Origin of the sequence: Tenacibaculum soleae (genome assembly GCF_001693415.1) — a bacterium.
Lineage (GTDB): Bacteria > Bacteroidota > Bacteroidia > Flavobacteriales > Flavobacteriaceae > Polaribacter > Polaribacter soleae.
In genome coordinates this window covers 1,114,900-1,134,321 of the sequence record NZ_MAKX01000001.1, presented here as the reverse complement: position 1 = coordinate 1,134,321, position 19,422 = coordinate 1,114,900, and the positions used below count along the sequence as shown (strand labels likewise).

Annotated in this window: 16 protein-coding genes; 5 read left to right on the top strand and 11 right to left on the bottom strand. The window is 31.4% G+C overall.

Going from position 1 to position 19,422, the window contains the following annotated elements; translation table 11 throughout:
• Positions 1-26 precede the first annotated feature (26 nt).
• Positions 27-1,151, top strand: a complete 1,125-nt coding sequence (locus BA195_RS05305; protein WP_068703159.1) for a vWA domain-containing protein — start codon at positions 27-29, stop codon at positions 1,149-1,151.
• Positions 1,152-1,207: 56 nt separating this feature from the next.
• Here the strand turns inward: BA195_RS05305 and BA195_RS05300 are convergent, their stop codons facing one another.
• Positions 1,208-2,002 (bottom strand): glucosaminidase domain-containing protein, encoded by a 795-nt coding sequence (locus BA195_RS05300; protein WP_068703156.1) that lies wholly within the window; start codon positions 2,000-2,002, stop codon positions 1,208-1,210.
• A complete protein-coding gene (locus BA195_RS05295; protein ID WP_084443071.1) occupies positions 2,002-2,958 on the bottom strand; it encodes a 1-aminocyclopropane-1-carboxylate deaminase/D-cysteine desulfhydrase in 957 nt (318 codons plus the stop codon). The genes BA195_RS05300 and BA195_RS05295 overlap by 1 nt, the downstream gene beginning before the upstream one ends.
• A 120-nt stretch (positions 2,959-3,078) precedes the next feature.
• On the opposite strand from BA195_RS05295, the gene BA195_RS05290 reads away from it, so the two are divergent.
• Positions 3,079-3,999 (top strand): glutaminase, encoded by a 921-nt coding sequence (locus tag BA195_RS05290; RefSeq protein ID WP_068703153.1) that lies wholly within the window; start codon positions 3,079-3,081, stop codon positions 3,997-3,999.
• A gap of 61 nt (positions 4,000-4,060) precedes the next feature.
• Here the strand turns inward: BA195_RS05290 and BA195_RS05285 are convergent, their stop codons facing one another.
• Positions 4,061-5,977: an ABC-F family ATP-binding cassette domain-containing protein gene (locus tag BA195_RS05285; RefSeq protein WP_068703152.1), complete on the bottom strand. Its 1,917-nt coding sequence runs from the start codon at positions 5,975-5,977 to the stop codon at positions 4,061-4,063.
• A 45-nt stretch (positions 5,978-6,022) separates the two neighbouring features.
• Between BA195_RS05285 and BA195_RS05280 the strand changes: the two genes are divergently transcribed.
• On the top strand, positions 6,023-6,442 hold the full coding sequence (locus BA195_RS05280) for a DUF983 domain-containing protein (RefSeq protein WP_338116836.1): 420 nt from the start codon (positions 6,023-6,025) through the stop codon (positions 6,440-6,442).
• Positions 6,443-6,546: 104 nt separating this feature from the next.
• On the opposite strand, the gene BA195_RS05275 is transcribed toward BA195_RS05280, so the two are convergent.
• The 8 genes from BA195_RS05275 to topA form a co-directional block, all read right to left on the bottom strand.
• Positions 6,547-7,590 (bottom strand): NAD(P)/FAD-dependent oxidoreductase, encoded by a 1,044-nt coding sequence (locus tag BA195_RS05275; RefSeq protein ID WP_068703150.1) that lies wholly within the window; start codon positions 7,588-7,590, stop codon positions 6,547-6,549.
• A gap of 91 nt (positions 7,591-7,681) precedes the next feature.
• A complete protein-coding gene (locus BA195_RS05270; protein WP_141677650.1) occupies positions 7,682-8,011 on the bottom strand; it encodes a hypothetical protein in 330 nt (109 codons plus the stop codon).
• A gap of 107 nt (positions 8,012-8,118) precedes the next feature.
• A complete protein-coding gene (porN, locus tag BA195_RS05265; protein ID WP_068703146.1) occupies positions 8,119-8,982 on the bottom strand; it encodes a type IX secretion system ring subunit PorN/GldN in 864 nt (287 codons plus the stop codon).
• Positions 8,983-9,000: 18 nt separating this feature from the next.
• Positions 9,001-10,533: a type IX secretion system motor protein PorM/GldM gene (porM, locus tag BA195_RS05260; protein WP_068703144.1), complete on the bottom strand. Its 1,533-nt coding sequence runs from the start codon at positions 10,531-10,533 to the stop codon at positions 9,001-9,003.
• Positions 10,534-10,581: 48 nt separating this feature from the next.
• Positions 10,582-11,232: a type IX secretion system motor protein PorL/GldL gene (gene porL, locus BA195_RS05255; protein ID WP_068703142.1), complete on the bottom strand. Its 651-nt coding sequence runs from the start codon at positions 11,230-11,232 to the stop codon at positions 10,582-10,584.
• A 47-nt stretch (positions 11,233-11,279) separates the two neighbouring features.
• A complete protein-coding gene (gene porK, locus BA195_RS05250) occupies positions 11,280-12,659 on the bottom strand; it encodes a T9SS ring complex lipoprotein PorK/GldK (RefSeq protein WP_068703140.1) in 1,380 nt (459 codons plus the stop codon).
• A gap of 99 nt (positions 12,660-12,758) precedes the next feature.
• Positions 12,759-13,919 carry a formimidoylglutamase gene (locus BA195_RS05245; protein WP_068703138.1) on the bottom strand — a complete coding sequence of 387 codons (1,161 nt, stop codon included), beginning with the start codon at positions 13,917-13,919 and terminating at the stop codon, positions 12,759-12,761.
• Between the two features lie 55 nt (positions 13,920-13,974).
• Complete coding sequence (topA, locus tag BA195_RS05240; protein WP_068703136.1) at positions 13,975-16,473, bottom strand: type I DNA topoisomerase; 2,499 nt, start codon at positions 16,471-16,473, stop codon at positions 13,975-13,977.
• Positions 16,474-16,671: 198 nt separating this feature from the next.
• Here topA and miaB point away from each other — a divergent pair, with 198 nt between their 5' ends.
• The gene (gene miaB / locus BA195_RS05235; RefSeq protein ID WP_068703134.1) at positions 16,672-18,126 is read left to right on the top strand and encodes a tRNA (N6-isopentenyl adenosine(37)-C2)-methylthiotransferase MiaB; all 1,455 of its coding nucleotides are present in this window, start codon (positions 16,672-16,674) and stop codon (positions 18,124-18,126) included.
• Positions 18,127-18,164: 38 nt separating this feature from the next.
• Entirely contained in the window at positions 18,165-19,394 is a 1,230-nt protein-coding gene (locus BA195_RS05230) for a sigma 54-interacting transcriptional regulator (RefSeq protein WP_068703132.1), read from the top strand.
• The last annotated feature ends 28 nt before the right edge of the window (positions 19,395-19,422 follow it).

Below are 19,422 nucleotides of genomic sequence, written 5' to 3'. Positions count from 1 at the left end.
TCAATAATAATTTAAAACAAAAAAACATGAAAAATTATATCTTAAAAACAGTCTTCATTTTTACTTTCTTAACTTCAATTACTAGTTATGCTACAAATCCAATAAATAAAGCAAAAAAACAAACTACTAAAGTTGCATTATTACTTGATACTAGTAGCAGTATGGACGGGCTTATAAATCAGGCAAAAGCACAATTATGGGAAATCATTAATGAATTATCACATGCTAAATGTGAAGGAAAAACTCCAAAATTAGAAATTGCTTTATACGAATATGGTAATAGTCGTCTTTCTTCTAAAGAAGGCTACATCCGTCAGGTTTTACAATTTACAAGTGACTTAGACGCTATTTCTGAACAGTTATTTTCTTTAACTACCAACGGCGGTAGTGAGTTTTGCGGACAGGTAATTCAAACCTCTTTAAATGAGCTAGAATGGGGCGATAATAAACGTGATTTAAAAATGATTTTTATTGCAGGAAACGAACCTTTTACACAAGGAAAATTAAATTATAAAGATGCTATTACCAACGCTAAAGAAAATGACATTACAGTTAACACTATTTTTTGTGGTAATTACGACCAAGGTGTTTCTGGAATGTGGCAAGACGGAGCTGCTTATGGTGGCGGAGATTATATGACAATTAATCACAACAAAAACATTGTACATATTGTAACACCGTATGATAATGACATTATTATTTTAAATAAACAACTAAATAAAACCTATATTCATTATGGAAGTGTTGGACATTCAAAATACACTAATCAAGCAAAACAAGATGCCAATGCTGAAGTTTTAGATGAAGTTGTTGTTGTAAAACGTGCTATTAGTAAAAGTTCTAAATTATATAACAATGCTGAATGGGATTTGGTTGATGCTTCTAAAGAAAAAGAAATAGATTATAAAAAACTAAAAAAATCTCAACTTCCTAAAAAACTACAAGGAAAGTCATCCGAAGAAATAAAAAAATATGTTGCTACTAAACGAAAAGAAAGAGCTAAAATTCAAGAAAAAATTCAACATTTAAATAAAAAAAGAAAACAATATGTTGCTAAAAAACAACATGAAAAAAACTCTAAAAATGAGTTAGAAAACGTAATGATTAAAGCAATAAAAAAACAAGCTAAAAAGAAAAAATATTCTTGGTAAAATAAAAAACAGTCGTTATTAAAATAACGGCTGTTTTTTATTACGTAGAAGTTGTTTTAATTTAACAACAACTTTTCTCCAATACTGATTGTATTATCGGTAAGTCCGTTTACTTGTTTTAGTCTACTAACAGATATTTGATATTTTCTTGCGATAGAATACAGTGTATCTCCTTTTTCTACTTTATGATAATTATTAGTTATGCCTATATTCTGGGTTGCTTTATTTTTAAATTTAACTCTATCGTACTTTGCTAATCCATATTTATTAATAATTGAGATTAACTTTTGTGGATAGCGTTTATCAGTAGCATAACCAGCTTTTCTTAAGCCATACGCCCAGCCTTTATAGTTGGTATGCCCTAACCTAAACAAACTAGCATAACGACTTCTTGTAAGTAAAAACTGCGAATGATCTTCATAAGAAGTTTCTGGGTATTTATACTTTCTAAAACACTCTCCTTTTTCATCATCATCATGTGTTACACTTTTTCCTTGCCATCCTTTATGACATTTTATTCCGAAATGATTGTTCGAACGAACTGCCAAGGCGCTTCTTCCACTACCAGACTCTAACACTCCTTGTGCTAAAGTTATACTAGCAGGAATTTTATGCTCGTGCATTTTTTTTACGGCAATCGGTGCAAATTTATGAATATAAGTAAGTGTATGATTTCCGTTTGTTTTTATCGGTTTTGGTATTTGCTCTAATTGTGGAAGCTCTGGATACACTTCTTCTTGCTCTAAAACAACAACTTTTTTACGGTTTTTTGTAACCGCATTTTTATTAGAACCACAACTCACTAAAAAAGTGGCACTCAAAACTATATAAGTAACTAATTTTAAATTCATTAATTTTTTATTAACGCTTTATTTTTCTTTTTTAACTTTTGATTAACCCCAGCAATCCCTTGTAATCCACCTGTATGAATTGCTATGATTTTACTGTTTTCAGGAAACAGGTTTTCTTTAACCATATCAATAATTCCGAATAACATTTTACCTGTGTAAATAGGATCTAATGGAATTTTTACTTGCTCTTTAAATTCGTTTATAAAACGAATTAAATTTTCATCATATTTTCCGTAACCCCCAAAATGATAGTCAGTTTGCAAGCTCCAATTACTTTTATTATTTGCAAAACGTTCAACTTCTTGCTGAAAAAAATCACCTTTTAATGCAGGAAAACCTATTACTTTTTGATGCTTTTTTGCTGCATTTATCAATCCAGCAATAGTTCCACCAGTACCAATTGCGCAACAAATATAATCGAAATTCTCGTCTTCTTCGTTTAAGATTTCTTTACAACCTTTAATTGCTTGTTCGTTTGTTCCTCCTTCGGGGATTAAATAAAAGTCGCCAAACTCATATTTTAAATCATTTATAAATTCTTCGGATGTTTTATTTCTGTAAACACTTCTTGAAACAAACTTAAATTCCATTCCGTTTTTATGTGCCTCTTGCAAAGTTGAATTTCCTGCCAATGTTTTTTCAAGATTATTTCCCAATTCATCACCACGAATTACTCCGATGGTTTTAAAACCAGATAAACTCCCCGCAACTGCTGTTGCTACTATATGATTAGAAAAAGCGCCTCCAAAGGTTAATAATATTTTTTTTTGTTGATTTTTAGCTTCTGCAATGTTATATTTTAGTTTTCTAAACTTATTTCCTGAAACAAATGGATGAATTTCATCCTCTCGTTTTATAAACAACTCCACTTTTTTTTCTTCTAATATCGGAAGAAATACCTGTTGATTTTCACTTTTAAAAACTTGATTAAAAAAAAAGTTATGTATACTATTCAATGCAAAAAATATTTATGTAAAAATAATAGAAATCTCAATTAATTTATAGCTATTTTTCACTTGATTTTATAATAAAAAAACGATTTTAGCTTATTAAACTTACGTCATTATATAAAAACAATGGATTTAAATTTTGAGGAAATAATTAAAGAAACTTTTTTTAAAGTTAAAAATATGGATGACAGTGGAAAAACTGCTTCTTATATTCCTGAATTAGCACTTATAGATTCCGAAAATTTTGGGGTTCATATAACTACCATCAATCAAGATAACTTTGGTATAGGTGATTGTTATAAAAAGTTTTCAATACAAAGTATAGCCAAAGTGTTAGCACTTAGTTTAGCCTATAAACTTTTAGGGGATAAAATATGGAATCGGGTTGGGGTTGAACCATCGGGTACCGCATTTAATTCTTTAGTGCAGCTTGAGGCTGATAATGGTATACCAAGAAATCCTTTTTTAAACGGCGGTGCGCTTGTTATTTCTGATATTTTATTAAGTCATTTAAAAAATCCTAAAGAAGATTTTTTAAATTTTGTTCGTCAAATTTCTAACAATACTACAATTGATTATTCTAGTAAAATTGCAGAGTCAGAAAAAGCGGTTGGCTATCGAAATGTTGCCTTATGTAATTTTATTAAATCCTTCGGATGTATTGATAATAACCCATCAGATGTTCTTGATTTTTACTTTAACCTTTGTTCGTTAGAAATGAGTTGCAAAGAATTATCTGAAATGTTTTTATTTTTAGCTAACAATGGTATTGGAGCACCTTCTAATCAAAATATTTTGAGTGAAAGTGAATCTAAAAGAATAAATGCTTTGATGCAAACTTGTGGATTTTATGATGAATCTGGTGAGTTTGCTTTTAAAGTAGGCCTTCCAGGAAAAAGTGGTGTTGGTGGTGGTATTATAGCAATACATCCAGATCAATATGCAATTGCTGTTTGGAGTCCGAAACTTAATAAAAAAGGAAACTCTTATAAAGGAATGAAGTTTTTAGAGGAGTTTACCTCAAAAACTGAGCTTTCTATATTTTAAAAAATCAGCAATCATCGTATTTATGATTGCTGATTTAAATGAGTTAATGCGCTATTACACTCTAAAAACCAGTAACCTGTTCTTCTACATTTTCCCAATCGTGCATTAAATTTTCTAAGCTTGTCTTTTTAGCTTTATATTTTTCAAAGAAATTAGGACGAGATGAAACTTCGTCATAATTATTTGCTAATTCTAAATCTATCTTTTCAATTTCTTTTTCTAAATCAGCAATTTGAGTTTCAATTTTATTCAGTTTATTTTTAAGTTTTTTCAACTCTTTTTCTTGCTCTCTAGATAATTGATGTGCTTCTTTTTTAGTGGTATCTTTTTCTTCTTTAACAACGGTTCTCTTTTCAGCTTCCCTAAGATTTTCCATCTTATGCTGCTCTAAGAAATAATCAATATCTCCTAAATACTCTTTAATTACCTTATCTTTAAATCCGTAAACGGTTGATGTTAATCCTTGTAAAAAATCTCTATCGTGAGAAACTACGATTAAAGTTCCGTCAAAATTTTGTAATGCAGTTTTTAATACATTTTTAGAAGCAATATCTAAGTGGTTTGTTGGCTCGTCCATTATTAACACGTTAAATGGTGATAATAATAATTTACATAAAGCTAATCGATTTCTTTCTCCTCCTGATAATACTTTTGCTTTTTTATCTACTGCATCACCTCCAAATAAAAACGACCCCAACATATCTCTAACACGCATTCTGTTGGTGTCTGAAGCAGCATCTTCCATAATTTCTAACACTGTTTTCTCTGGTGGTAGCTCTTCTGATTGATTTTGAGCAAAATACCCTATTTGTACATTATGTCCTAATTTAAGGTTTCCTGTAAACGGAATTTCACCAACCATCATCTTTGCTAAGGTAGATTTTCCTTGTCCGTTTTGACCAACAAAAGCTATTTTACTATTGCGCTCAATTAATAAATCAACATCTTCCAAAACATGTTTATCTCCATAACTTTTACTTAAACCATCAGCTTCAACAATAATTTTTCCCGGTTCTTTTGATATTGCAAAACGAACATTCATTGCTGCATTATCATCTTGATCAACCTCAATTAATTCAACTTTATCAAGTTGCTTCATTAACGATTGTGCCATCGAAGCTTTACTTGCTTTTGCTTTAAATTTATTGATTAAATGTTGCTTTTGTTTTATCTCTTTTTCTTGATTTTTTTGCGCTTGTAACTGTTTTTCTTTAATTTCTCCTCGCAATTTTAAAAACTCTGAATACGGTTTTTTATAGTCGTAAATTTGCCCTAAAGAAATTTCGATTGTACGATTGGTAACATTATCTAAAAACATTTTATCATGCGAAACAAGTACAATTGCGCCTGAATAATTTTTTAAAAAGCTTTCTAACCAAATAATCGATTCTATATCTAAGTGATTGGTAGGTTCATCTAACAATAAAATATCATTGTCTTGCAATAACAACTTTGCTAATTCGATACGCATTCTCCATCCACCAGAAAAAGTGTTGGTTAATTTATCAAAATCTTCTCGTTGAAATCCTAAACCTTGTAAAATTTTCTCAGTATCACCTTGATAATTATATCCTCCTAAAAGTTCGTATCGTTCAGTTAAATCGGTTAAATCGTGAATTAATTGTCCGTATGCTTCACTTTCATAATCGGTTCTTGTAGCTAGTTGATTGTTTATATCATCTAACTTTAACTCGATTTCTTTTATTTCTTCAAATGCTTGATATGCTTCTTCTAAAATTGTTCTTCCTTCAACAAAATCGATATCTTGTCGTAAAAATCCCATTCGAATATCTTTATCAAAAGCCATCGTACCGCCACTAGTTTCAATATCTTTAGAAAGTACTTTTAAAAGTGTCGATTTTCCTGCTCCATTTTTTCCTATCAACCCGATTCTATCCCCTTTATTTAATTTAAAAGTGATTCCTGAAAACAAATCCGACCCCATGAAAGAAACCGATAAATTGTGTACGTTTAGCATAATTGTAATAATTGTTACTTATAAAAAGTTATAAAAAATTTACCTTTGCAAAAGTATATAAATTTATATTCGATTATGTTTAGAAAAGGAACAAAGTTATACAGTGTTTTAAAAGGTAAATGCCCACGTTGTCATGAAGGAGAATTCTTTAAACACGGTGCAACAATTAATCCTAAAAAAATAACTCAATTACATGATAATTGCCCTAATTGTAATTTAAAATACATGATGGAACCTTCTTTTTTCTTTGGAGCCATGTACGTAAACTACGGATTAGCTGTTGCTTTATTTGTTGCTATTTTTATTATTTCAAAAGTGTTTTTTGGTTTAACAATTTTACAAAGTTTTATTACAATTGTAATCGTTTCTTTATTACTAACTCCTTTTACTTTGCGTTTATCTAGAATTATTTGGATAAACATTTTTGTTAGTTACGATAAAGGAAATAAAAAAATCTCTGATTAATTTTTATTCTGAAATTTTAAAATTAATCAGTTAATAAAAAACTGTTTTATTTGATATAATAATAAATAGCTAAATGAGTATAAAATTAGTTTATTAGAAATAAACTAATTTTCAAACCTTTTTATATTTATTTCGGGATCTAACTCTGCTCCTTTTTCAAGGTGGTTAAATAGGTTTTTAGCAACTGTTGGGCCAATCATAACCCCACGTGTACCTAGTCCGTTTAAAACGACTAATTGTTTATATTCTTGATGTACACCAACCAAAGGCCTTCGATCGTTTACTGTTGGTCTAATACCTGCTGTATGATCTGTTATGGTGTAAGGTACAGTGATTACCTTACTAAGCTTTTCTTCTAATTCTTTTCTAGCCTCATTTGTAGGATTACATGTCTTATCTGTCCAATTAAAAGTAGCTCCTACTTTATAGTAATCATTACCTAATGGCATTACAAATGCTGCTGATTTTAATAAAAAATCAATTTTTAAATCTGGCGCATGTATTGTTACAGTTTCACCTTTTGCTTCATTTAATGGTAAATGTTTAAAAAATGGGTTTTCAGTAATTCCATATCCTTCGCAAAAAACAACTTTGTTTGCTGTAATATTTTTATACTTCACTGCTTTATCAACAATACTTAATTTTGAATGCTCAAATGATTCATTAATTAAATTGTTTAATCTTTTAATATAAGCTCTATATGATTTTACTAGCAAGGCTGTGTCTATTCTCCCTGTTCCTGTTAATTCTCCAAAACCTAAATCACCAATAACTCCTTTAATTTTCTGTTTACTAATTTTAGGATTCATATAATTTGATAATGTTGGTTTATCTAAGGCTAAAAACCAATTATTTTCATCACCAATACTTCCAAAAGCTTTTTTAATAGAGAACTTATAATCTAATTTTATATTTAATTTTTCTTCTAGTTTTTTATACAAAGGCTGAGAATCAACAATTTGTTGATGACCATTCCAAACCGCATTAAATCGTTTTAATATTACTGGATTATATACACCACCTGCAACAATAGATGATGTTTGTGAATTGTTTTCAAAAACAACAAACGTTTTGTTTGCATTTAATAACTCTTCAACAAAAGCAATTCCTGCTAAACCCAGGCCTACAATAATATAATCTACTTTCATCTTTTTATGAATAAATAAGGTTGCCACTCAATAGACAACCTTATTCAATAACTATAATTTTCTGAAACTATACTTATTTATCATTAATAAACTAGTTACCTAATATATTTAAAGGTACGAAAGAATCAGTATCATCTTCATAAAAATCTTCTGTCTGTTGTTTACCTATAATTCCGTCCTCTACAGGCATTGATAAATCTCCATTAGTAATTGGCCCTATAGGTCCTGTTCCAAAATAATATTTGTAAACGTGTTTCCCATCACAACTTTCCATTCTTGACCATAATAAACTTCTCACGCCATCTACTGTGTGATATCGGCCATGCGTTATAGTACAATTAACACCAAATTTCTTATTTTCATTGTCTTTACTTGTAAAACTCATTAATACAACACCTAATATAATAAGTGCAGATTTCATAAACATTTTTCTCATCTTTTTCTATTTAAATTTCCTTTAAAAATCTAGGAAGTTATTTTTGTGATTTTTATTTTTTCAATTAACAATATACTTGATAGTGAAAGTTATTAATAATTCCACATATCCATTTCTCGATTACGAATATTTTCTTTAACGCGATCAGCTTCTAATAATTGAAATAATGAATTACCTCGAACATAGTCTTTAATAGCTCTATCTCCGTAAATATTTTCTTCTTTTAGTATCGTAGAAGTAAATCTTCGAGCATTTAACAAGTTATCGTAAGATAACGGATGCGCTGTATTTTTAGGATTAAATACTTTAGATGCATGTAAGGTGTTTCTTGCATCTGGAAAAAATACCCAAAACAACTCATAAACATTATCTTTGTCATCAATTTCTTCAACTCCTAATGTTTGAACGTCAGGTCCCATAGGTGCTAAAGCCAACATACGGTATTTTAACTCTCCTCCTCTTTTATCAAAATACCAAAGCCCTTTTATTAAATATCCTTTAATATCTAAAGATTGAACTGCGTAAGGATCCATATTACCATAACCATCATCACGCTCATTGTAGGTCATTTGTTTAATTTCTTCCATTCCTATTTTGGTTGTAAAATAAGAATCACTATAAACTTCTTTGATTTCACCGTTTTTGATTCCTTTTAATAAGGTATCAAACAGCGAACGTCTTGTTAAACCTGCGTTAGTTGTATCAATTGGATAATAATAAGGTAAATTGATTTTTTGATTTAAATCAACATATTCCCACACTACTTTAGACCATAATACATCTCTATCGCTAATATAACCATAAGGAAGAGGTTTATCGTCTTCTGAAGCTATTTGGGCTTCAGATTTAAATCCAATCTCTTCAACCTTTTTAGAGTTTAAAAGGTTAGCTTGTGCACTTGCATAACTTGTGGTTGCAAGGGCAAATAAAACCATATAAAAACGCTTCCAATTCATACTTTAATTTTTTACTTATTAATTCGTAATTTCAATACTTACAGGTAATACCTTCTTGATCTTATAATTAGATCCTGAAACAGATGCTTTGATGTCATAAATAGTGATTACATCATTTCTTCTTGCTTTACCTAATGCTTGTTTTGCTCTAGCTGATAAACTTCTTCCATTTACAGGAATTGTTACCTGACCTGGAACTTTAATTTTAAAACTAGATACATTTAATTTTAAATCAAATAAGAAATCTGGTAAACCTGCAGCAACGCTAATTCTAGCAACACTTGCTTTAGGCATTTTTACTGTACCATATTGACCTCTTACCATACCAACTGCTGGTGGTATATCTTTAATTCTGTATTTTTTAGGCGTACTAATTTTTCCACCTCCTGGTAATGTTGCCGATACTCTAATAGTAACTTCGCTTCCCTTACCTGGGTTCATTACATACTTATCACCTTTAACTCTTCTTAATCCTGGTGCTGATGCTGTAACTTTATTTCCTGAAACTCCTGGTACAGAAATTGTTAATGGATTTGATAACCCACGGTATACAACATTCATTTTATCTGCAGATACAACAGCTTCGTTAGGTTTAGGAATTACTGAGTAACCTCCTAAAATAGGAATTGTTACTAAAGAATCATTTTCCATAAACTGGAATTCTCCTTTTAATTCCTTATCTCCTACTGATCCTGCAGGACCATCTAAAATAACTTGACCAGCTTGAATTTTATCAGCAGGCATTTCTTTACCGTTAACGATAACTTTTTCGGCTGTTAAATTAGGATCATTCTTACCTAACACAATTTTACCAGATAATTTTTCACCCGGATAGTATGCGTTTTTATCAAAAATAACCATGGCATCATAGTTTGTCATTGACACCGCACTTTCTAACTCTCCTTGTAATAAAGCTGTTAACGCATCAGATTCAGTCGTTTTAATATCAGCCTGAATTTGTGTTAACTTAGTTAATGATGCTATTAAAGGGAAACCTTCATAGTTATAGTTTAACCAATTTTTAGTAACTCCATCCTGACCTTTAACGTCTGCAGTACTAAAACGCGCTTTTACAACCGTAGATAATTCAGACTCACCTAAAACTGCTAAAGATTGCTCTCTAAACTGGTTTACTTTGTCAACAAATTCTTTTCCTTTAGGTGTAATCTTTCCGCTTGCGAAAAAATATTGATCTAAAAACCCTGATTTATCCATAGATTCATAGGCTTTTTTATCTTCTAAATCACTTGTCATTTGAGTTTTTAACGCTCCAATGTAGGCGAAGAATTCATCTGCCATTACTCTAAGCTTGTCTGTTTTTCCTTTAGCTTCACCATATTGCTTTGCTTGCTCTTGTGCTTTTAATGCTAAAGTTTCATACGAAGCTTTATTTTTTTCGGTAGCTCTAATATTAGACTCCGATAATTTCTCATTCATTAATCCAAAGGCTGATAGAACTTCTTTACTCATATTCATTGCCAACATTGCAATAAATACAAGATACATTAAGTTTACCATCCTTTGCCTTGGTGACTGTTTTCCTCCTGCCATCTTTAATTAGTTTGTTTAGTTAATATTAAAATTAGATAAACTAATTAATTATTTAGTTGACATTGCAGTTAACATTCCTCCATATACTCCGTTTAAAGAAGATAAATTAGTTGCTAATGATTGCATTTGCTCTTGTAATCGTTGAGAATTTTCAACTAAAGCTGAATTTAAATCTGCTTGTTTTCCAGCGTTTTCAACTTGCGTAGTATATAATCCGTTTAACGACTCTAATTTAGCAGCTGCCATAGACATTTGCTCGTTGTATTGATTAGTTGAAGATACCGTTTTAGAAGTTGCTGTTAATCCTTCAGCAGCACCTTGAAAATTTTTAATACTATCTCCTAAACTAGAAATTAAATTTGCATCTAGCTTTGCTTCTTTTAAAATACTATCTAATTTTTGAGATAACATACTTTGTGCATCTTGTGGAGCAGCTTCTTTTCCTTTTTTCCCTAAAGATTGTCCGTCTGCTAACTCTGGATACACCTTAGTCCAATCTAATTCGTCTTCAATAGGTTCAAATGCTGAAATAGCAAAAATAATTGCTTCTACAACTAAACCTAGCGTTAGCATTACACCACCTGTTAACGGTCCTATTTTAAAGTGCATGATTTTAAATAAAGCTCCAAGTATTACTACTGAGGCTCCTAAACCATAAGCCATGTTAAAAATTTTCTTAGTTGATTTTGACTGTGCCATAATTTTTCTTTTGATTTTTGGGGATTATTATATTTATTATTGTTTGATTACTTACTTTTATTTGTACCTAAATAATCTTGTACAGTTCTAAAACCAATGTAACTTCTTGCAGTATCTGCATATTCCCAGTCACGAGAACTTACTTCTAAAAAGTATGCTACATCTTTCCAAGAACCACCACGGATAATTTTCCTACGGTTTTCTTTAATCTCTACATTAGGATTCATTGTTGACCCCATATAGTAAGACATTTGATTATATGCTGTATTTGTCCATTCTGAAACATTACCTGCCATATTATATAACCCATATTCATTTGGATTAAAAGAAACAGCTTCAACAGTATATAAAGCTCCATCAGCAGCATAATCACCACGTACTGGTTTAAAGTTTGCTAAAAAACAACCTCTATCACTTGTTGTACTCGGTCCACCCCAAGGGTATTTACCATAGTTTAAACCTCCACGAGCAGCATATTCCCATTCTGCTTCGGTTGGTAATCTAAAAGAAGGAACTAATCCTAATTTTTTTCTAGAACGCTGAAAATTATTTTTTGTTTGTGTTCTCCAATGACAAAATGCTTTTGCTTGATTCCATGTTACTCCAACTACAGGATAATTTTCATAAGCTTTGTGCGCAAAGTACTCTTGGTGCATTGGGTCATTATATGAATAATTAAAATCTTTAATCCAAACTGTTGTATCAGGGTATACGTTTATCACTTCACTTTTCATGAAATTTTTTCTATTCTTACCTGTTTTAGCAGCCTGCTCATTATCAAACCAATAATATCTGTAATTAAGTAATTTTGTATTAAATGTTCTTATTCCGTTTAAAGATTCATCTTTCTTTAAATATAATGAATCCATTACTTCAACATAATCTACATCAGGGTATTCTTGTTGTTCCCAAACTAATTCTTCTTGCCAATTTAATGGTTTTAAAGAATCCATACCTTCTCCTAATTCGTAATAATTCTCACGCATGTACTTTGCGTATGGAGATTCGTTTACAGTATCTGCTGATGCAAATGCATATAACTGAATACCTTCGGCGTTTTTACCTGCATTTTCAGAATCTACGTCACCTCCTGAAGCAAACTCTGCTTGGTATGCTAATTTTGTTCTCGTAATAGAATCTCTTACCCAAAACACAAATTGCTTGTATTCACTATTTGTAATTTCAGATTCATCCATATAAAACGGCTGAACAGTAACTGTTTTGGTTGGTGCATTCATTGCTCCTAAAGGATCTTCATCTTGCTTACCCATTGTAAAAGAACCTCCAGGTATTTTCGCCATTCCAAAAGGTTTTTCTGCAAACCATTTTCTTTTTGACTTTTCACCTACCAATTCTCCTCTATCACCACTTGATCCACAAGCGTATATTAGAGATACTAACAATGCAAATATTACTACTTTCTTCATATTATTTCTTTCTTATAAAAGAGGTCGTAAACCTATTATTTTTTTTATTAAAAAACAATTACGTGTTATAATTTTTTCAAAAACAAAAAACATACTGCTTTAAACAAGCTTTTGGTGAGCTTTAAACCACCTGCTTGGCGTTTTTCGTTCTAGTGCTTGCTCGTAATCTTTATAGTTACAAGGTATTAACGCGTGTCTTTTGTGTTTATTATTCGTTATTAAATTTATTTCCATCCACCAACGTCCTGTTTTATCACTCTTATAAAAGTTTATTGGATCATCATCACTTAAAAGTACGGTAAACTTTTGGTAATTTTCTTTTGTTACAAATGGATAGTCTTTTGCTCTTGCATTTACTCCTTCTATAAAATACCAAATCATTTGTGCAATTAAACTTGCGGTTTGATTATTGGAATCTAAACTACTATTATACTCATAAATACCAAAAGAAGTTACTTTATCACTTATTCCGGCATATCTTGCTATGGCACAAATATCTTCTCCATAAAACCCATTTGGAGAGGCATTATTATTAGCTGGTGCTTCACTTTGTCTTACACTTCCAATATCAATACTAACCACATCCGCATCTCTCAGTATTGGTTCCACTAAAGTTACATCTTTTACTTCACCTAACCTAAAAGCATCAAAATATAATTTATCCAACAACCCTATTTCCTCTTGCGAATTAAAAAAAGTTTGATACCCTATATTACTGTAATTAAACAAATTACAAGGCTGCTCCATAATCACTTTACTTAAAAATGATTTAGAAGAAATATTCTCTTCAAGAGTTCCAATATCAAAACGACTGTCAACAGATACTAAGTTTACTGTTTGCTCTAAAGTATCGTAACCTCTATAATTAGCGTATGTTATATCTTGCCCACCTCCTATTATTACAGGCAATATTTTTTTCTTTAATAAATATTCTACGGATGATTTTACAGCAAAGTGAGTATCTTTAAGCGTATGCCCTTTTTCAAGATTACCTAAATCAGCTATTTTTGTATGCCAATTTCCTGGATATAATTCATATATTTTTTTACGAATATATTGTAAATCCTCACCACAACCTTCGTTATCTATAGCTCCTCTACCGTCTTTTACGCCTATTATAGCAATAGCAACTTCTGATAAATCAGGAAAACCATCACCTTCTGTATGTATTGCAATATTTTGCCCAAATGAAGTTATTGGTTGCGACATTAAATGTGCAACAACAGTATTTTTTATTGGGGTAAAAAAACTAAAATTCATCTATTTCGGGGACTAAAGAATTGGCAATATACTATTTTTTATGAAATCATTTTTTTTATTTCTTCTTAACAGGCTTCTTTTTAACAGCTTTTTTCTTAGTTGCTTTCTTTTTAGGGGTTTTAGCTTCAATTATTTTCACTGCTTCTTCTTTTGTCATTTTTTCAATGTCCGTAGTTTTAGGTAATTCTACCTTAATCTTACCTTTAATAACATTAAAGCGCCCCCAACGTGCTTTCTCTACTCGAATACCAACATCTTCCCAATTATGAAGTACTTTATCTATTTCTTTTTGTTTTTTTGCTTCAATTAACTCAATAATATCATCTGTTGAAAGATTATCAAAATCGTATTTTTTATTTACGTTGATAAACATTGAGTTCCATTTTAAATAAGGTCCAAAACGTCCAACTCCTTTTTGCACAGGTAACTCTTCGTGATGATAAATTGGCGCATCAGCTTTTTGTTTTGCAACAATTAACTCCTCAGCTCTTGGCAAATCAACCTCCATAGGATTTTCTCCTTTATCAAGAGAAACATACATTGCTCCAAATTTTATATAAGGTCCAAAACGCCCGTTAGATACAATCACTTCTTCATCTTGAAAAGTTCCTAAAGTTTTTGGAAGCAAGAACAACTCTAATGCTTCCTCCATCGTAATTGTTCCTAAATGCTGGTCTTTATTTAAACTTGCAAATTGCTTTTCTTCATCTTCAGGAGCACCGATTTGAGCTATTGGTCCAAATTTACCCAAACGCACTAAAACTGTTTTACCTGAAACTGGGTGTTTTCCTAAAATACGTTCGCCACTTTCTCTGTTGGCGTTTTCTTTTACATCTTCTACAATTTCATGAAAGGTATTGTAAAACCCCTTAATCATTTCTGTCCAATTTTCATTTCCTTCTGAAATATCATCAAAAGAATTTTCAACTTTTGCAGTAAACCCAAAATCTAAAACATTTGAAAAATTGGCAACTAAAAAATCGTTTACAATATTCCCTATATCGGTAGGAATTAACTTATTTTTATCCGAACCAGTTTTTTCTGTCAACATTTGACTTTCAACTTTTCCATCTGATAAAATCATTTGCTCGTAACCTCTTTCTACTCCCTCATTTTGTCCTTTTTCAACATAACCTCTTCGTTGTACTGTAGAAATTGTTGGCGCATAGGTTGATGGTCGACCGATGCCTAACTCCTCTAACTTCTTAACTAAAGATGCTTCCGTAAATCGGTAAGGTGGACTCGTAAATCGTTGTGTTGCGTTGATAAAAACATAACCTAAATTATCACCTTTTGTTAAATTAGGTAACATTCCTGCTTGTTCTTCCTCTTCGTTATCAGTCCCTTCTAAATACACTTTTAAGAAACCATCAAACTTTATCATTTCACCGTTTGCAGTGAAAATTTTATCGTTTTCTGAATTTTCAATTTTCACATTAGTACGCTCTAATTGCGCATCACTCATTTGAGAAGCCAATGTTCTTTTCCATATCAAATCATACAATCTGTTTTGATCGTATTCAGTATCTATAGAATGTGCTTTCATATTAGTTGGTCTAATCGCTTCGTGGGCTTCTTGCGCTCCTTTTGCTTTCGATTTAAAAACACGTTGTTTACTATATTCTTTACCGTAATAATTACTAATTTCTTCTTCGGCAGCGTTCCTTGCATCTTCTGATAAATTTACACTATCAGTTCTCATATAGGTAATTAAACCGGCTTCATATAAACGTTGTGCAACTTGCATGGTTTTACCTACCGGGAAACCTAATTTACGTGATGCCTCTTGTTGTAAAGTTGATGTTGTAAATGGTGGTGCAGGTGATTTCTTAGCTGGCTTCTTTGTTAAATCTGCAATTGAAAAACTAGCATTTGCACATGAATTTAAAAACTCTTCAGCTGCTTTTTTAGAATCGAAATTTTTCGGAATTGTTGCTTTAAACGATTTTCCTTCGTTATTAGAAAACTGAGCAACTACCTTATAATGCGTTTCTGCTTTAAAATCGATAATACTACGTTCTTTTTCAACAATCAAACGTACCGCTACCGACTGTACTCTACCTGCCGACAATCCTCCCTTAACCTTACGCCATAAAACTGGCGATAATTCATACCCAACAAGTCTATCTAAAACTCTACGTGCTTGTTGTGCATTTACCATATTATAGTCAATATCTCTTGGGTTATCAACTGCTTTTAAAATGGCGTTTTTTGTAATTTCATGAAAAACAATACGTTTTGTATTTTCATCTTTTAGTTTTAATTGCTCTTTTAAGTGCCATGCAATTGCCTCTCCCTCACGATCCTCATCACTCGCTAACCAAACAGTATCTGCTTTTTTTGCTAAGGTTTTTAACTTTCTAACAACGGGTTTCTTATCATCTGAAACAATGTATTTCGGACTAAAATCTCCATCAACATCTATCCCTAACTCTTTAGAGGGCAAATCTGCAATATGACCATAACTAGATTCTACTTGAAAATCTTTTCCTAAAAATTTTTCAATCGTCTTTGCTTTTGCAGGTGACTCAACTATAACTAAATTCTTTGCCATAACACTCTTCGATTATCTCTTTTTGTATCATATATATAATGACACTTTCAATTTGCAAAAGTAGAATCTTTTTTTTAAAAAAAAATTATTTGTTTTAACTTCCCTAAAAAACAGTTATAATTTCAATAGTAATTTTCTGCCAATTTGTCATAATTTTTAGATTTTGGTTGTATCTTTGCAATCATTTTTATTATGAATATGGAGCACACTGAAAAGGTTATAGATGAAAAAGTGCAAGGGCAAGCTCTTGTTACCGAAAACAAAAAAGAAAATACTAAAAACTTATTTATAGAAAGTTACGGTTGTCAAATGAACATGAACGACAGTGAAATTGTAGCTTCTATTTTAGCAGAGCAAGGTTTTAATACCACTCAAAATTTAGAAAATGCTGATTTGGTTTTGGTAAACACTTGTTCTATTAGAGAAAAAGCCGAAACCACCATTCGTAAGCGTTTACAAAAATACAATGCTGTTAAAAAAGTAAATCCAACAATGAAAGTTGGTGTTTTAGGTTGTATGGCTGAGCGTTTAAAAGAGAAATTTTTAGAAGAAGAAAAAATTGTAGATTTGGTTGTTGGACCAGATGCTTACAGAGATTTACCTAATTTATTAGAAGAAATTGATGCTGGTAGAGATGCAATAAATGTAATTTTATCTAAAGAAGAAACCTATGGTGATGTAGCGCCAGTTCGTTTAAACTCAAACGGAGTTTCAGCATTTGTGTCAATTACTCGTGGATGCGATAATATGTGTACTTTTTGTGTAGTTCCGTTTACTCGTGGACGCGAAAGAAGTAGAGATCCGAAAAGTGTTTTAGAGGAAATTAGATCTATGGCCGATCAAAATTTTAAAGAAATTACTTTATTAGGTCAAAACGTAGATAGTTATTTATGGTATGGTGGTGGACTTAAAAAAGACTTTAACAAAGCTTCTGAAATAGCACAAGCTAGTGCCGTAGATTTTGCCCAATTATTAGATATGGCTGCTACTGAATTCCCTAAAATGAGATTCCGTTTTGCAACTTCTAATCCGCAAGATATGAGCTTAGATGTAATTCACACCATGGCAAAACACCGCAATATTTGCAAATACATTCATTTACCTGTACAAAGTGGAAGTAACAATATGCTAAAAGCCATGAACCGCCAACATACACGTGAAGAATACATGGAGTTGGTTGATAATATTTTTAGAATTATCCCTGAGATGTCTTTATCGCAAGACATGATTGCTGGTTTTTGCGGAGAAACAGAACAAGATCATCAAGACACATTAGATTTAATGCGTCATGTAAAATATGATTTTGGATTTATGTTTGCATACTCTGAACGACCAGGAACTTTGGCAGCTAAAAAAATGCCAGACGATGTTCCGCACGCTATCAAAAAACGTCGTTTACAAGAAATCATAGACCTACAACAAGAACATAGTTTATACAGAACACAACAACATTTAGGTAAAATTGAAGAAGTTTTAATTGAAGGAACTTCTAAAAAGAACCCAAATGAATGGAAAGGTAGAAATACACAAAATACTGTAATTGTTTTTGCTAAAGGCGATTATAAATTAGGAGATTTTGTAAATGTAAAAGTAGAAGATTGTACTTCGGCAACCTTAAGAGGAACCGCAGTTGGATATTCTAATAATAATTAAAAAACAAGAACACTTCCTCTTTAAAAGAGAATAAAACTATGGAAAACCTACAAGCTATAAAACAACGATTCGGAATTATTGGTAATGATATGCAATTGAATCGCGCTATTGAAAAATCAATTCGCGTTGCTCCTACCGATATTTCAGTTTTAGTTGTTGGTGAAAGTGGTGTAGGTAAGGAAAGTATTCCTAAAATAATTCACCAATTATCACATAGAAAACACGCTAAATATATTGCGGTAAACTGCGGAGCTATTCCTGAAGGAACCATAGATAGTGAACTATTCGGACATGAAAAAGGCGCTTTTACAGGAGCTACATCCTCACGTAAAGGATATTTTGAGGTTGCCGATGGAGGAACCATTTTTTTAGATGAAGTTGGTGAGCTACCATTAACAACGCAAGTACGTTTACTGCGTGTTTTAGAGAATGGTGAGTTTATTAAAGTTGGATCATCACAAGTACAAAAAACTAACGTTCGTATTGTAGCTGCTACCAATGTAAACATGCAACAAGCAATCTCTAAAGAAAAATTTCGTGAAGATTTATATTATCGTTTAAGTACTATCGAAATTGGCCTACCAGCTTTACGCGACAGAAATGAAGATATTCATTTATTATTTAGAAAATTTGCTGCTGATTTTGCTCAAAAATACCGAATGCCAACCATTAGGCTAGAAGATAACGCTGTAAGAGTGCTATTAAACTACAATTTCCCGGGTAACATACGTCAATTAAGAAATTTAGCAGAACAAATATCTGTTGTAGAAGAAAGTCGTTTAATTACTGCTGAAAAACTAGTACAATATCTCCCGAATAACAAAAGTGGCTTACCCGCTGTAATTGGAAAGCAATCTAGTAATTCAGATTTTGCTAACGAACGAGATATTATGTATAAAATCTTGTTTGATATGCGTAATGACATCAATGACTTAAAAAAATTGACGCTAGATTTAATGAAAAATGGAGATACTGAGCAAGTAAAAGAAGCTAACCATAGTTTAATAGAACGTATTTATCAAGAACAAGAACCGCCTGAAAACCAAAATATAGAAGTAGTTCAAATTCCTCAAAATTCATCTGTTCAGAACAATTATGAATATGCTGAAACTATTGAAGAAGATGAAAACTTATCATTACAAGAAAAAGAGATTGAAATGATCCGAAAATCGCTAGAAAAAAATAGTAACAAGCGTAAATTAGCGGCAAAAGAACTAGGGATTTCTGAACGAACATTATACCGAAAAATTAAGCAATACGATTTATAAAACAACTTAGCTAAGTGTTAAATTATTT

Excerpts from the sequence above, each read along its gene's own strand:
- BA195_RS05305 (WP_068703159.1), top strand. The coding sequence starts at position 27 with ATGAAAAATTATATCTTAAAAACAGTCTTCATTTTTACTTTCTTAACT.
- BA195_RS05300 (WP_068703156.1), bottom strand. The coding sequence starts at position 2,002 with ATGAATTTAAAATTAGTTACTTATATAGTTTTGAGTGCCACTTTTTTA.
- BA195_RS05290 (WP_068703153.1), top strand. The coding sequence starts at position 3,079 with ATGGATTTAAATTTTGAGGAAATAATTAAAGAAACTTTTTTTAAAGTT.
- BA195_RS05285 (WP_068703152.1), bottom strand. The coding sequence starts at position 5,977 with ATGCTAAACGTACACAATTTATCGGTTTCTTTCATGGGGTCGGATTTG.
- BA195_RS05275 (WP_068703150.1), bottom strand. The coding sequence starts at position 7,590 with ATGAAAGTAGATTATATTATTGTAGGCCTGGGTTTAGCAGGAATTGCT.
- BA195_RS05270 (WP_141677650.1), bottom strand. The coding sequence starts at position 8,011 with ATGAAATCTGCACTTATTATATTAGGTGTTGTATTAATGAGTTTTACA.
- porN (WP_068703146.1), bottom strand. The coding sequence starts at position 8,982 with ATGAATTGGAAGCGTTTTTATATGGTTTTATTTGCCCTTGCAACCACA.
- porM (WP_068703144.1), bottom strand. The coding sequence starts at position 10,533 with ATGGCAGGAGGAAAACAGTCACCAAGGCAAAGGATGGTAAACTTAATG.
- porL (WP_068703142.1), bottom strand. The coding sequence starts at position 11,232 with ATGGCACAGTCAAAATCAACTAAGAAAATTTTTAACATGGCTTATGGT.
- porK (WP_068703140.1), bottom strand. The coding sequence starts at position 12,659 with ATGAAGAAAGTAGTAATATTTGCATTGTTAGTATCTCTAATATACGCT.
- BA195_RS05245 (WP_068703138.1), bottom strand. The coding sequence starts at position 13,919 with ATGAATTTTAGTTTTTTTACCCCAATAAAAAATACTGTTGTTGCACAT.
- topA (WP_068703136.1), bottom strand. The coding sequence starts at position 16,473 with ATGGCAAAGAATTTAGTTATAGTTGAGTCACCTGCAAAAGCAAAGACG.
- miaB (WP_068703134.1), top strand. The coding sequence starts at position 16,672 with ATGGAGCACACTGAAAAGGTTATAGATGAAAAAGTGCAAGGGCAAGCT.
- BA195_RS05230 (WP_068703132.1), top strand. The coding sequence starts at position 18,165 with ATGGAAAACCTACAAGCTATAAAACAACGATTCGGAATTATTGGTAAT.